This is a genomic window from Vibrio sp. 1F255, from assembly GCF_041439145.1.
GTDB classification, from domain to species: Bacteria; Pseudomonadota; Gammaproteobacteria; order Enterobacterales; family Vibrionaceae; genus Vibrio; species Vibrio crassostreae_C.
Map to the genome: position 1 here is coordinate 74,395 of NZ_JBGONQ010000022.1, position 14,490 is coordinate 88,884.

The 14,490-nt window shown below is 44.0% G+C and carries 10 protein-coding genes; 5 read left to right on the forward strand and 5 right to left on the reverse strand.

Annotated features, from left to right (window positions below):
- Positions 1-133: 133 nt before the first annotated feature.
- On the reverse strand, positions 134-1,942 hold the full coding sequence (locus ACED41_RS13435; RefSeq protein WP_017063450.1) for a DUF3413 domain-containing protein: 1,809 nt from the start codon (positions 1,940-1,942) through the stop codon (positions 134-136).
- Positions 1,943-1,970: 28 nt separating this feature from the next.
- Positions 1,971-2,198: a YejL family protein gene (locus ACED41_RS13440; protein WP_004734063.1), complete on the reverse strand. Its 228-nt coding sequence runs from the start codon at positions 2,196-2,198 to the stop codon at positions 1,971-1,973.
- A gap of 84 nt (positions 2,199-2,282) precedes the next feature.
- Between ACED41_RS13440 and yejK the strand changes: the two genes are divergently transcribed.
- The 3 genes from yejK to ACED41_RS13455 all read left to right on the forward strand — a co-directional run bounded on the left by yejK (position 2,283) and on the right by ACED41_RS13455 (position 6,051).
- Positions 2,283-3,287, forward strand: a complete 1,005-nt coding sequence (gene yejK, locus ACED41_RS13445) for a nucleoid-associated protein YejK (protein ID WP_017061190.1) — start codon at positions 2,283-2,285, stop codon at positions 3,285-3,287.
- Between the two features lie 105 nt (positions 3,288-3,392).
- On the forward strand, positions 3,393-4,796 hold the full coding sequence (locus ACED41_RS13450) for an Hpt domain-containing protein (protein WP_371725117.1): 1,404 nt from the start codon (positions 3,393-3,395) through the stop codon (positions 4,794-4,796).
- Between the two features lie 76 nt (positions 4,797-4,872).
- Entirely contained in the window at positions 4,873-6,051 is a 1,179-nt protein-coding gene (locus ACED41_RS13455; RefSeq protein WP_371725118.1) for a chemotaxis protein, read from the forward strand.
- Positions 6,052-6,155: 104 nt separating this feature from the next.
- Here the strand turns inward: ACED41_RS13455 and nhaC are convergent, their stop codons facing one another.
- A complete protein-coding gene (gene nhaC / locus ACED41_RS13460) occupies positions 6,156-7,592 on the reverse strand; it encodes a Na+/H+ antiporter NhaC (protein WP_017063453.1) in 1,437 nt (478 codons plus the stop codon).
- A 500-nt stretch (positions 7,593-8,092) separates the two neighbouring features.
- Between nhaC and asd the strand changes: the two genes are divergently transcribed.
- Positions 8,093-9,211 (forward strand): aspartate-semialdehyde dehydrogenase, encoded by a 1,119-nt coding sequence (asd, locus tag ACED41_RS13465; protein WP_012603520.1) that lies wholly within the window; start codon positions 8,093-8,095, stop codon positions 9,209-9,211.
- A gap of 152 nt (positions 9,212-9,363) precedes the next feature.
- On the opposite strand, the gene ACED41_RS13470 is transcribed toward asd, so the two are convergent.
- Both ACED41_RS13470 and ACED41_RS13475 read right to left on the reverse strand, forming a co-directional pair.
- Positions 9,364-10,206, reverse strand: a complete 843-nt coding sequence (locus tag ACED41_RS13470; protein ID WP_029235134.1) for an ion transporter — start codon at positions 10,204-10,206, stop codon at positions 9,364-9,366.
- Between the two features lie 149 nt (positions 10,207-10,355).
- Positions 10,356-10,994, reverse strand: a complete 639-nt coding sequence (locus tag ACED41_RS13475) for a YchE family NAAT transporter (RefSeq protein ID WP_017061184.1) — start codon at positions 10,992-10,994, stop codon at positions 10,356-10,358.
- A 638-nt stretch (positions 10,995-11,632) separates the two neighbouring features.
- On the opposite strand from ACED41_RS13475, the gene adhE reads away from it, so the two are divergent.
- Positions 11,633-14,338: a bifunctional acetaldehyde-CoA/alcohol dehydrogenase gene (gene adhE, locus ACED41_RS13480; RefSeq protein ID WP_017061183.1), complete on the forward strand. Its 2,706-nt coding sequence runs from the start codon at positions 11,633-11,635 to the stop codon at positions 14,336-14,338.
- The last annotated feature ends 152 nt before the right edge of the window (positions 14,339-14,490 follow it).

Genomic DNA, 14,490 nt, shown 5'->3' on the forward strand with positions numbered 1-14,490 from the left:
CGTGAATAATATAAGGGGTGGAGGATCTTGTAAACCCTTAATTTTCATAATTTTGTTTTGTTGCTTGTTTTCTAATCATTCACGGCAATAAAAAAGGGAAGCCATTGGCTTCCCTTTGCTGTTTGCTGATTATTTAGTCATTTTTTGTGTAGAAACGCTGTAGCTCTGTCAGGCCTTGCATCAACACAGGTAAGCGAGGGCTTACGTTTTTCAGGCGCTTGTAATTTTGGTCGTACAATTTGTAGTTACCAAATTTATCCAACACCGTTGTTTGCTGGTCAGTAACAAGAGCAAGTTCACGAGAGTCGCCCGCGAGAATCCACTTTCTGTTACGTTCATTAAACAGGCTGCGACCACTACTGAAATCTGTTGGGTTCGAAGATACACCCAATAGCTCTTGCATCAGTGTTACTGACACGTCTAGATGACTAGAACGGTGGGTGTATTCAGAAGCAGACTTGCCAGGCCAGCTGATAAACAGTGGTACTTGTAACTGATAACGACTGTAGTTGGAGTTTGCACCCCAGCTGTTGGTTTTGGTTTCGTTAAACTCAGTACCGTGGTTAGAGGTAATGATAACCACCGTGTTATCGGCAAGCTCTAAGCGTTCCAGTTCAGCGTAGATAGTTGCTAGCTGAGCATCGGCCGCTGTCGCCGACTTTTGATAGTCTGCTGCAAAACGCTCTGCTGTCGTTAGCGTAGAGTCCGACTCTGAACTTGAATCGTAGCTGGCGAAGTTATCCAGTGTGGTTAATTCAATAAAGTTAAACCAAGGGCGTTTAGCTTGCGGTGATTGAATCCAGTTAGACCAAGCTTTTATGGCACTCTGGTCATCATAAGTTGCTTGCTCTGGCATCACATCACGGCCTCGGAAGATGATATCCGAGTACAGTGCATCACTAAAGTTGTCGCCACTGAAAGCAGCGAACTTGTAATCGTGATTCTCTAAAACATCGAGCAATACTGCGCTTGACCCCTGAGCTTCAATGCTGCTTGCGTAGCTGCTCGGTAGGCCGTAGAACAAGCCAAAAATACCAAACATATCGTTACTTGAACTGTAGTGGTTGGTGAAGTTGATCGACTGTTGTGCGTAGGCATAGCTGTTTGGCATCGCCGTCGCATTAAGTGCGTCAGAGCGAAGGTTGTTCACACTCACCATCAGGATATTAAGATCATCACTGCGGCGGTTGTATTGAATTTTTTCTAGCGGGTAGCTAACTAGGTTTACGTTCTCTTTGTTCGCTTCTAAACGCTCAAGGTACTCTTCACGGTCTAATAGGCCATGTTTTTCCATAAAGCTTTTCGCTGTCATTGGATAAGACAGTGGGAAGTTCGCTTTCTGGCTAGTAATTGGGTTATAGAAGTACGCATCAGCCCACATGTAGGTCAAGTGGCTGCTGATGAAACACAAGAAGAAGACGGCAGTAATCGGACGGCCAATGTGTTTATGAGACAGTTTACGCTGCTTACGCCAAACCCACTCAGACAGACCAAGCTGTAGTAAGAAGATAAATGGCATAACAATGAAGAGGTGCTGCAAATCAGACGTGAATGCAGATTCCTCTCCACTGAATAAAACCTCCCACACGACAGGCGTCAGGTGGAGGTTTATATTTTGATACGTTTGGGTATCAATCAGTAGGACAGTTAAACCTATGGTCGCGAAGATAACGGCAACCAAACGTAATAACTTCCTCGACGGAAGAATAAAAGTGAGCGGGAACAGCACTAATAGATAGAGCGCGAACACTAAAAAGCCAAAATGACCAACCCACGATGCAGCCAAATAGAATTGGCCTAGCAAGGTTTCTGGCCAAGCAGATTGAGTAATATAACGAGTACCAATCAACATCGCAGCAATGATGTTGAAAAATGCAAACCAGTGACCCCAACCAACCAGTCGAGATACACGATCGCTATATGAGTTTGCGCTGTCTACCATTTATAATTCTTTTATCCGTCAATCAAATTTAGTGAGACTTTTTATCTTCAAGAGAAGAAATTAAAGCCTCGGCAAATTTTTCAGCAATTCCTTTGCGTTGTGAAGCAGCAACATTCTGATTTAAGACATTGGTTGCGATATTTCCAGCGATCATCAGTGAAAGTTCTGGCGAAGCTTTGTGCTTAGTTAGTACAGCACCTACTTCAGCTAGGATTTTTTCAACTTGATCATCTGTGTATTTAGATATAATCGGCATAAGGACTCTAATAATGATAGTAAAAGCGGCTTATGATAACCTACTATGCACGACAACTGAAACCTGAACGGTAATATTTTCACTATGAGCCTTCACCTTTCCAACGTAATTTTACACCAGCTGAGCAAGAACGATCAGGATGAGCTGATTGTTAACTATCGTGCTGAATCTCTAGAAAACGATGCTTCATCTGAAAGCCTAGTTGCTGAACTTCACCGTGTTTTTAATTCAAAAGCAGGCAAAGGGTTTGGTTCTTTCAAATCTGACAGCGAATTCCAGCAGTGGTTGCATCAACTTCGTGCTGGTGAGACAAACTTTTACGATTTTTCTCAAAAGAGTGCGCAACGTCTAAAAGACGAACTATCAAAGTACCCATTCGCTGACGAAGGTATCTTGGTAATGGCTGAATATCAGTCACTTGCAACAGATTACCTTTTCATTGGTTTATTGCCTTCAAACCAAAGCCTAAAGGTAACTGAAGGGCTTGATATTAGTGCGACTGACTACCTTGATATCTCAAAAATGGATATCGCGGCTCGTCTAGACCTTTCAACTTATGAGACTGATAAAGAGTCAAACCGTTACTTAACTTACATTAAAGGACGTGTTGGCCGTAAAGTCGCGGATTTCTTCTTAGATTTCTTACAAGCTGAAGTTGGTTTGGATGCGAAACAGCAGAACCAAGTACTGATGCAAGCGGTAGAAGACTTCGTTTCTGACTCTAAATTAGAGAAAGAAGAAGCGATCAGCTACAAAAAGCAGGTTGCGGATTACTGTAACGAGCAGCTTAAAGCGGGCGATGAAGTACAAGTTCGTGAACTTTCTGGTGAGTTGCCAGCAAGCACAGATGGCACAAGCTTCTTTGACTATACTAGTGAGCAAGGCTACGAGTTAGAAGACAGCTTCCCAGCCGATCGCGCAACTATGCGTAAACTAACAAAATTTGTTGGTGCTGGTGGCGGTTTGAATGTTAGTTTTGATAGTCTGCTTCTAGGCGAACGTATCTTTTACGATCCGGAGACAGACACGCTAACGATTAAAGGCACTCCACCGAACTTACGTGACCAACTGACTCGCAATAAGTCATAGTCCGAAGTTAACGGATAAAAGCGGCAGCAGGACGTTGTCGCTTATTTTGTGCTTAATCTTTTAGCTACGGTCATGGCTTCAAGTTAACACGCACAAGGAATATAGATGGAACAATCAGTAGCAAAGCCCAAACGCTTTAAAAAACCAGCCACCTTTTTGGTTGTGCTCTTGGCTCTGTGGTTACTTCCTTCATTGGCTCTTCTTAATCTAAGCCGTTCCTACACCAATTCTCTAGCTCAAATCGAAGAGCTCGGTATTCGAGTCAACGAATTGAGGCAATCGCTTTATTTCTCAGAACCGCTTCGAGTCTCTCGTATCAATGATCTCGCACTCGATGCTCAGTTGGTTTATTCGATCCGACTGCAGATTGAATCTGATTTCCAACACGCCTTGTTTCGTCCTGATGTCAACCAACTGTTGTACGTAGCTGATCAGTTCCTAGAAAAGTTCGATGAGTTCATTCCAATAGAAAGCCAAGTTCAAGACATCGTTGATAACATTAAGATCTTGCGTGCTGATAAAGAGCTTTCCCCTCAGCTAAAACCGCTCCTCAACGAATTCGGTGTTGTGGTATTTGAAGCCATGTATTCTGACAATCAAAGTTCGTCAGCGACTTATCGCGCCTTTGATTCCATTCTAGAAAAATCTTATTCCTTAGAAAACGAAGAACAAGATGCACTCCAACAACTACTGGCTGATGCGTCAGCATTGTTGAGTGATTACGCTCAGCTTAACTATTTGGTTGATAAGATTAAGAAAAACTCAGTAAATGAACAGATCATAAAACTCGAAGCTGAGTTCCATGATCGTCAATTCAACCTATTGTTGGTGATGCTAGGCTTAAGCTTGGTGGCGATGAGCGGGATAGTGTTTTGGGGCGTTAGGTCCACAAAAACGATGAAAGAAGCAGACCAAGAACTCAGCTCTGAACTAGAAATTAATTCAAGTAAGGAAGACGCTTCTTATAGCGATGTTGTTTCCTCAGCAGTGAAACAAGCAGATAGTGACGCTTATGTATCCGAGAACAGGCCAACGCACCAGTCTTCCGACTCTCAACCTCCGCAGAGCGTTAACGTTACAAGCCAACCCGTTGTACCGCAATACTCTATTCAGCAAGTCCCTGAACAGGCGCCAGTAGTAGAGAAACACGTTGCCAGTGTCACAGATTCAAAGCCTGCGATTGATATCGAAGACATGTTAGAAACGCTCGATGGTGATGCTGAGTCTGTCGAACTCTTGCTTGGTGTGTTTGTACAAGACCACGCAGGTGACTACGAGAAGTTTAAGTCTTTGTTGACCAAAGATGAAACCTCCGCGGCTCGCATTGTACATAGCTTAAAAGGCGTGGCTGGCAGTATTAAAGCGTCTCGGTTAGCCATCATTGCCGCAACCATTGAAATGACAATGAAGCAGTCCAGTGCGATCAGTGAACATGATTTAGCTGAACTAGAGCAGGCTATAAAAGCCTCTGTGGATTCTGCTCATGAATATTTAGACAGTCAGCGTTAACTTTTACAGGATTTTTGACAATACTATGACGAAGCGCTCATACAATCAGCGCCCTTAGTCTTTGTCAGAGGTTTATATGTTACGAGTTTCGAGTCGAAGTTGGATGGTGTTGGTGCTTAGCATTGTGCTAAGTGGTTGTTCTCTCTTAGAAGTTAAGTTAGATAGTCAAACGAAGCCTCTCACTCAACAAGAGTTAAATGCTCGGATCATGACGCGTGAATACGCCAAGATGTTCTTTACACGAGTAGAAGACTCGGCTGATTTAATCGCGCAATTTTATCCTGCTGATGACACTTTACATCAATCTTATGTGTTGCTTTGGAAGATCCATGCAGAGCAGGGATTACAACAAGCGGCTTACCAAACTTCCCCAATGTCTGCGTTAATTGACTCGTGGGTTTTCACTGCCCAAATGAATCAGTTTTATAGCCAAGGCGACGGCGCGGATCTGTTCGCGACGGATGATGCAGTAGAGACCGCTCGTTTTCTTGATCAAGAAGCCGAGAAGCTGGCAAAGGGTGTATTGAGCTCGAGTGATTTCAAAAACAGCAAAGCGTTCGTTGCGCAGTTTTCTGCTAGCCACCCATTTAAAGACCTCACATTCAGAAGCACACCTGCTTACCGTGAATGGCTAAATTACCTTGGTAAAGACGAATCGCAAATCGTTCAGAGCTTAGGCACCATGCCAGAAGCAATGAGTGACGCATCTGATCGTTTAAGCCTTATGGCTGACCAGACACCAAAACTGATGTCGTGGAAGGCGGAGTTGGTTGCATTGAATAGCTCACTAACGGGTGAAGACCTATTGATGACGCTGGAAAGCCTTCGTCAAACATCAGCAAGCATGCAAGACTTCATTGAGAACAATCCGGAGTACATGCAAACACTGGCTTCTATTATGTCGACAGAAATGCAACCATTGCTCAACGACCTCAGTGATAAAACCGACCAAAAATTAGCGATGCTGAGTGATGAACGTGTGGCATTAGAAAAAATGGTGACACGTGAGAGAGAAGCTCTAGTAGAGATGATTGCGAAAGAGCGCATCGAGATTGCCGGCATTGTGACTTCAGAAAGAGAACTGTTCACGCAAGACCTTGATCGCGTCTCTCAAGAGGTGGTGGTACTGGCGATTGATAAGCTAATGGAGTTAATCAAAGGTGTGATTATCTACTTCATCCTGTTTATCTTAGTAGTGTTCTTTGCACCGTTAGGCATCGGTTACTGGTTGGGTAAACGAACCGCCAATAAATAGATAAATAAGTAAATCAGCAGATCAAAAAAGAGCGCTCTAGGGCGCTCTTTTTGCATTTATCCATTAACGTTTTGAGTTACGTTCGAAAGCGTTAGCTCCTGAACTTAAGCTTGTTGCTTGCTTAACTCGGTCGCTTCTTCAGCTTCAAACGCTGGTGCTGTTGGTTCACACTTATCAACGAACCAACCCATGTAAGATGTCACGATAGTCACGATGATACAGATGAAGCTTAACCACATGAAGGGTGCGTAAGACAGCGTCGCAACACCAAGAATACTCGCCATGTAGATACCGTTATCACTCCAGGGAACCATACCCGACGTTAGCGTGCCACCAAACTCAGCATTACGAGATAGGTTCTTACGCTTGTAGCCTAAACGGTCGTAGTTTTTCGCACAGATTTTTGGTGTAAGGATTAACGATACGTACATTGCAGAACCGAACACGTTACCCATGAAGGCCGTACCAATTGTGCTCGTCGCTAGTGAGCCTGCGCTGTTTACGCGGCGCTCAAACACCTTAGCGATTGTCTCTAGTACGCCCACTTTATCCAGTAAGCCACCGAAACCTAGACCAAATACGATAACCGCAACTGAACCTAGCATTGAAGACATGCCGCCGCGGTTAAGAATCGAATCAATAAACTCTACGCCAGATGAGATTGAGAACGGTGCCCAAGCAGTGTTGAATGCCGTTAGGAAGTCGATATCTTGGATCATGACTGCCCAGATAATACCCAGCAGAGAACCAAAACTGATGACCGGGAATGAAGGCATACGGAAAGCCAACAGACCAAGCACGATAAGTACCGGAACGAATGAGTAAGGCGTGATGTAGAACTGAACTTCCATCGCTTTGATGACAGAGTCTACTTGGCTCATGTCAACGTTGCCCGCGTAGTGGAAACCAAACGCAGTAAACATGATGCCTGTAATCACGTAGCTGATTAACGCAACTGGAAGCATGCCCTTGATGTGTTCAACCACTTCAACACCAGACATTGAAGAAGCCAGAATCACTGAATCAGAAAGAGGAGACATCTTGTCACCGAAGTAACAGCCTGACAGCACGGCACCTGCAGTAATCGGTGCTGGAACACCTAGGCCTTGGCCGATACCCATCATCGCGATACCTGCTGTACCCGCAGCACCCCAAGAAGTACCGGTCGCCAATGCAGTTAGAGAACAGATGATCATGGTCGCTAAAAGGAAGATAGAAGGGTGGATAGCTTTCAGACCATAGTAAATGATAGTAGGTACGATCCCGCCTGAGATCCAAGTACCAACAAGAGCGCCAACGGCTAAAAGTATTAAAACCGCGCCTAAGCCATTGGATATTCCTTTGAGTGCTGCTTTTTCTAAGTCTTTGTATTGGTGGCCAAGACGAATACCAAGAACCATGATAATGAACCAACCAATATACAAGGCAAGTTGAATTGGAAGGTCAAGCTTTGCTGTAAAGGAAAAAGCAAGGGATAGAAATAGTCCTAACGCGATGAATACCTGTAATAGGTTCGGTAGGCGAGTTTTACTCTGCTTCATAAAAGCCTCTTGTTAATTCGAGCATTTATAGTGCTTCGTTATAGTGTGTGGTGCAAAATGGACACTACAGTAATTAGTTTATTATATCGAAAAAATACGCCCAAGTTGTGATATTTGACTGTTAACTCAATCAATTGTGGTTTCATAATCTGAAATTTTGTTAAATTCATGATTGTTACATGTTGAAGTTTGTCGCACGTTGTTTTCGTTTTGTAAAATATAATTCTAATTAACCTTGGTTTAAAAGAGGGATTTACTGTTTGTGATGGGTGTCGATTCAAGCGGTTTTGGCGATGTAAATGTTTGAATTTGACGATAATGGGTGTTTTAACAATGGTCCAGACATTGAATGTCGATACAGAGATAACTGCACGATTCATTACGTTCACTTAAAAGAAACGAAAAAGTTACACTTTTTGACAAAAAGCGCTTGAGTTCTGTTTCTGAAAAACTTATAGATGGGGGAGAGCAATTTTTAATTTATACATGGAGAGTGAGCGATGAGAGTAGGTCTAGTTGGTTGGCGCGGTATGGTTGGTTCTGTACTAATGCAACGTATGGTTGAAGAGAAAGACTTCGACTTGATTGAGCCTGTTTATTACAGCACATCTCAGATTGGTATTCCTGCCCCTGTTCTAGGTGGTAAAGATGCGGGTCTACTTCAAGACGCCTTTGATATTGATAGCCTAAAACAGCTTGATGCTGTGATTACCTGTCAAGGTGGCGATTACACATCAAAAGTATACCCAGCATTGCGTCAAGCAGGTTGGAAAGGTTACTGGATTGATGCGGCTTCTACCTTACGTATGGACGCTGATTCAATCATCACTCTTGATCCTGTTAACTTGGCTCAAATCCAGCAAGGCATTCACGGCGGTACTAACACTTTCGTTGGTGGTAACTGTACTGTGAGCTTAATGCTTATGGCTTTGGGTGGCCTTTACGAGAAAGGTATGGTCGAGTGGATGAGTGCCATGACTTACCAAGCGGCTTCTGGTGCAGGTGCTAAGAACATGCGTGAACTGATCTCACAAATGGGTGTGATCAACGATAGCGTAAGTTCAGAACTAGCAAACCCTTCAAGTTCCATCCTTGATATTGATAAAAAAGTCGCTGATACCATTCGTTCATCTTCATTCCCAACAGACCAATTTGGTGCTCCGCTGGCGGGCTCACTGATTCCTTGGATCGATGTGAAGCGTGAAAATGGTCAGAGCAAAGAAGAGTGGAAAGCCGGTGTTGAAGCGAACAAGATTCTTGGTCTAGATGGTCAGCCAATCCCAATTGATGGTACTTGTGTACGAATCGGTGCAATGCGTTGTCACGCTCAAGCACTAACGATCAAGCTTAAGCAAGACGTGCCAATGGACGAGATCGAAGAGATCATCGCAACGCACAATGATTGGGTTAAAGTGATTCCTAATGACCGCGACATCACGGCACAGGAGCTAACACCAGCGAAAGTAACAGGCACAATGTCTGTACCTGTCGGTCGTCTGCGTAAGATGTCGATGGGTAACGACTTCCTAAACGCCTTCACGGTTGGTGACCAACTACTTTGGGGTGCTGCAGAACCACTACGTCGTACTCTGCGCATTATCCTTGCTGAGAAAGCGTAATAGGCAAGATTGCTTAAATTCTATTAGCTGATAAACCGAAAGGGTTGACGACAAACGTCAACCCTTTTTAGTTTATTGCTACCTCGTTATTCGGCCCTCGAAACTGCCCTTAAATCTCTTCGCATCTCGCTACTCGAATCTCGTGTCTGCTTTTATTTCTCGTCGGTGACGACACGCTTGTCTGGATCCGCTAATTCGCTAGCACAGTGCTTGCAATACATGGCGTCTGAATCATGACCCGCTCGGTTACAATTCGGGCACTTAACCAACTCTTTGTGCGAGTTCATCTCATTACTGAGTTCTGCAGTAATGATCCCGGTTGGCACTGCTAAGATAGAGTAACCCAATAGCATGGTCAGTGATGCTATGGCTTTACCAAGCGCGGTCTGCGGCACCATGTCACCATAACCTACCGTAGTGATAGTCACGATGGCCCAATAGATACTGTGAGGAATACTGGTGAAGCCATTGTCAGGACCTTCAATAACAAAGATCAAGGCGCCAAAGATAACCACCAAGATGCCGACGGTGCTAAAGAAGATCAGTATCTTTCGTCGTGCCATTAATAGTGAGCGCAACAGAATATTGGAATCTTGCAGGTAGCGAACCAGCTTTAGAATTCGGAAGATACGCATCACACGCAGCAGTCTCACCACACCCATAAATGAAGCGCCTGGGAAGATGATTGCTAGGTAGGTCGGAAGAATCGCCAATAGGTCAACGACACCATAAAAACTGGTGGCGTAAGATTTTGGCTTTGGGGAGCAATAGAGCCTTAACAAATACTCAAGAGTGAAGAGTGCAGTGAAGGTGTATTCGATATAACGCAGCTGTTGTGACCATTCGGTCATCACATTAGGGATGGATTCTAAGATCAGAACCAACAGCGAAGCCAAGATTGCAACGATCAGAGTTATATCAAATGCACGTCCGGCTGGCGTGTGAGTACCAAAGATAATGACGTACAAATGATGCTTGAGTGGCTTGCGTGACATAAGGAGAGGTTCGTCTTCTGTTAAATGCATTAACAGTCATTATACAAGCTTCATAATAACGAGGCGAGTGAAAGCCCAATTGCTTTACTCGCCTCATCTATATTTCAATATTGTTGCCCTTTATAGAGCAACCGAAATGTTGTTAAACGTTATGCCAAGCCTGGGAACAGATTACGTAGGCCATTGGCGATGAACTCGATGCCCAATGCGCCAAGAATCAGACCCATGATACGAGTGATCACGTTGATACCCGTTTGACCTAAAAAGCGAACGATAACCGGCGCTGAACGGAACAAAAGCCAAGAGCACGTTGCGAATGCGATGATGCTAATGCCGATGCCGACCGTATCAATAGCAGCAGGGTAGCGAGAACCATAAACAATGGTCGAGCTGATTGCACCTGGGCCTGCCATTAGCGGCATAGCAAGTGGAACAACGCCGATCTGCTCTTTGCTGATGTATTCAGACTTCTCTTGTTTGTTCTGCTTATCTTCACCGAGCTTACCGCTCATCATCGAAAATGCGATGCTCAATAACAGTAAGCCACCAGCAACGCGGAATGAATCCAACGAGATGCTAAACATATCAAGAAGCATTTGCCCTGCAACAAGTGACATAATCAAGATCACGGCAACAGCAATATTTGCTTGTAAGGCTGTCCTGTTCCTCTCTTCTGGCGGCATATGAGCAGTAAGAGAAACAAAAACAGGCATGATGCCGATTGGGTTTACGGCAGCAACAAGCCCAAGGAAGAATTGCATAAAAATTGCGAGTTCTAAGCCTTGCATGAGAGCGATCTCCAGTTAGCGTACTTAAGGTTGAAGGGTTGATCTGTGAATAGTTTAGGCGCGTAATGTAAGGGACAAACTCAATTTACGCGAATGAAAAAAACTAACTTGAAATGGGTGATTCTTTTTAGAAAAACTAATTGAATCTCACTTTTGTTTTAAGCCTGTTGCAAGCTAGTTGGTAGTGTTTCATTTTGTAATTTATTATTGAGTAACTGTTAACCGACGCACGAAATTAATAAAAATTATGTCAGAATCTAGCCCGTACAACGCTATGGATATACTCTCAGTAGCACGAATATAGCTGTATACATGTAATTTAACGGACTAAAAATGAAACTTTTTTACAGTTTATTACGCTATGTAGAAAAAAGTTGTCTGTTTGCTTGTTTTTTGCGCGAACGAAAAGTGTGAGTTTAATCTATATAAATCATGCTCTTAAGTTCATTTTTGCGATTGCCTTACTACTTTCTGGTTAATTCTTTTTGGGTAACTGATCTGGGTCAATTTTTTTCACACAGTGAAATAATATACTCAGCCCTGAAAGCAATTTACTAAGAACGCTGGTGTTTAAGGTTAACGGCAAGCAGCGAATTTAATAAAAAGTTTTTAATATTTATTATTTTAGGAGATCCACCATGCCTGTAACTAACTTAGCGGAACTTGATGCTCTAGTAGCTCGCGTTAAAGCAGCACAAGAAGAGTTTGCAACATTCTCTCAAGAGAAAGTAGACGCAATCTTCCGCGCAGCTTCTCTTGCTGCTAACCACGCTCGTATTCCACTTGCTCAACAAGCAGTTGCTGAATCTGGAATGGGTATTGTTGAAGATAAGGTTATCAAAAACCACTTTGCATCTGAATTTATCTACAACAAATACAAAGACGAAAAAACATGTGGCATCTTAGAAGAAGATGACAACCTAGGCACAATGACTATCGCTGAGCCTGTAGGTATCATCTGTGGTATCGTTCCAACAACGAACCCAACTTCTACAGCAATCTTCAAATCTCTAATTTCTCTTAAGACACGTAACGGCATCATCTTCTCGCCACACCCACGTGCAAAGAACTCAACTAACGACGCAGCGAAACTAGTTCTAGACGCAGCTGTTGCAGCGGGTGCTCCACGAGACATCATCGGTTGGATCGACCAACCATCTGTAGAGCTTTCTAACGCGCTTATGAAGCACGACGGTATCGCACTTATCCTTGCTACTGGTGGTCCAGGCATGGTTAAAGCAGCATACTCTTCTGGTAAGCCTGCTATCGGTGTTGGTGCTGGTAACGTTCCTGTCGTTATCGATGAAACAGCTGACATCAAACGTGCTGTAGCATCTATCCTTATGTCTAAGACTTTCGATAACGGCGTAGTATGTGCTTCTGAGCAAGCTGCAATCGTAGTTAGCGAAGTATATGACGAAGTTAAAGAGCGTTTCGCTTCTCACAAAGCTCACGTTCTATCTAAAGCTGACGCTGATAAAGTACGTAAAGTTCTGCTTATCGACGGCAACCTAAACGCTAAAATCGTAGGTCAACCTGCTCCAGCAATCGCTGAAATGGCTGGTGTTAAAGTTCCTGCTGATACAAAAGTACTTGTAGGTGAAGGTCTTGGTAAAGTTTCTTACGATGACGAATTCGCTCACGAGAAACTATCTCCAACTCTAGGTCTATTCCGCGCAGATGACTTCGAAGACGCAGTTGCTCAAGCGGTAACTATGGTTGAAATCGGTGGTATCGGTCACACATCTGGTCTTTACACTAACCAAGATACTAACGCAGACCGCATCCGTTACTTCGGTGACAAGATGAAGACTGCTCGTATCCTAATCAACATCCCGACTACTCACGGTGGTATCGGTGACCTGTACAACTTCAACGTTGCACCTTCTCTAACTCTAGGTTGTGGTTCATGGGGTGGTAACTCTATCTCTGAGAACGTAGGTCCTAAGCACCTTATCAACAAGAAAACTGTAGCGAAGCGAGCTGAAAACATGTTGTGGCACAAACTACCTAAGTCTATCTACTTCCGTCGTGGTAGCCTTCCAATCGCAATGAGCGACCTAGAAGGTAAGAAACGCGCATTCCTAGTAACTGACCGTTTCCTATTCAACAACGGTTACGCAGATGACGTAGTTAGCTTGCTTAAAGCACAAGGCATCGAAGTTCAAACTTTCTTCGACGTAGAAGCGGATCCAACGCTATCTGTTGTTGAGAAAGGCGCTGAAGCAATGAAGAGCTTCCAACCTGACGTAATCCTTGCTCTAGGTGGCGGTTCTCCAATGGATGCTGCTAAGATCATGTGGGTTATGTACGAGCACCCAGAAACTCACTTCGAAGAACTAGCAATGCGCTTTATGGACATCCGTAAACGTATCTACAAGTTCCCTAAAATGGGTCAAAAAGCTGAGCTTGTATGTATCACTACAACTTCAGGTACAGGTTCAGAGGTTACTCCATTCGCTGTTGTTACTGACGACAAGACTGGTGCTAAATACCCACTAGCTGATTACGAAATCACGCCAAACATGGCTATCGTTGATGCGAACCTAGTAATGAACATGCCTAAGTCTCTAACAGCGTTCGGTGGTTACGATGCAGTAACTCACGCTCTTGAAGCTTACGTATCTGTTCTAGCGAACGAGTACTCAGACGGTCAAGCTCTTCAAGCTCTTAAGATGCTTAAAGAATACCTACCATCAAGCTACAAAAATGGTGCGGCTGACCCAATAGCTCGTGAGAAAGTACACAACGCAGCAACTATCGCTGGTGTAGCATTTGCGAACGCATTCCTAGGTGTGTGTCACTCAATGGCTCACAAAATTGGTGCTGAGTTCCACCTACCACACGGTCTTGCTAACGCACTACTTATCTCAAACGTTGTACGTTACAACGCGAACGATAACCCAACTAAGCAGACTGCATTCTCTCAGTACGACCGTCCACAAGCACGTCGTCGTTACGCTGAAGTTGCTGACCACCTAGGCCTAAGCCAAGCTGGTGACCGTACAGCTCAGAAGATTGAACGTCTACTGACTTGGTTAGAAGAGCTTAAAGTTGACCTAGACATCCCACTATCTATCCAAGCTGCGGGTGTTAACGAGTCTGACTTCATCGCTAAACTAGACGAGCTAGCTGTTGAAGCGTTCGATGACCAGTGTACAGGTGCTAACCCACGTTACCCTCTAATCACTGAGCTAAAAGAAGTTCTAACAACTTCTTACTTCGGCCAACCATACGTTGAAGGCGAAACTTTCGAAGGTACTACAGTTATCCTTAAGAAAGCAGACCAAAAGCCAGCTGAAGCGAAAGCGCCAAAAGCTAAAAAAGAAAAAGCTAACGCATAATAAGTAAGCATTAGTTTTGAGATAAGTTTTCGCTAGCACGATACTTATCTATCGGGAAAAGATGAAAGCCCCAGTCGAGAGACTGGGGCTTTTTTTAGGTTCATCGCGGATTAGCGGGAACTAAAAACAAAAACGGTAGTAAGTGATATGGT

Coding starts and splice junctions, on each gene's coding strand:
- asd (WP_012603520.1), top strand. CDS start 8,093: ATGAGAGTAGGTCTAGTTGGTTGGCGCGGTATGGTTGGTTCTGTACTA.
- nhaC (WP_017063453.1), bottom strand. CDS start 7,592: ATGAAGCAGAGTAAAACTCGCCTACCGAACCTATTACAGGTATTCATC.
- ACED41_RS13435 (WP_017063450.1), bottom strand. CDS start 1,942: ATGGTAGACAGCGCAAACTCATATAGCGATCGTGTATCTCGACTGGTT.
- ACED41_RS13470 (WP_029235134.1), bottom strand. CDS start 10,206: ATGTCACGCAAGCCACTCAAGCATCATTTGTACGTCATTATCTTTGGT.
- ACED41_RS13475 (WP_017061184.1), bottom strand. CDS start 10,994: ATGCAAGGCTTAGAACTCGCAATTTTTATGCAATTCTTCCTTGGGCTT.
- ACED41_RS13440 (WP_004734063.1), bottom strand. CDS start 2,198: ATGCCGATTATATCTAAATACACAGATGATCAAGTTGAAAAAATCCTA.
- ACED41_RS13450 (WP_371725117.1), top strand. CDS start 3,393: ATGGAACAATCAGTAGCAAAGCCCAAACGCTTTAAAAAACCAGCCACC.
- adhE (WP_017061183.1), top strand. CDS start 11,633: ATGCCTGTAACTAACTTAGCGGAACTTGATGCTCTAGTAGCTCGCGTT.
- yejK (WP_017061190.1), top strand. CDS start 2,283: ATGAGCCTTCACCTTTCCAACGTAATTTTACACCAGCTGAGCAAGAAC.
- ACED41_RS13455 (WP_371725118.1), top strand. CDS start 4,873: ATGTTACGAGTTTCGAGTCGAAGTTGGATGGTGTTGGTGCTTAGCATT.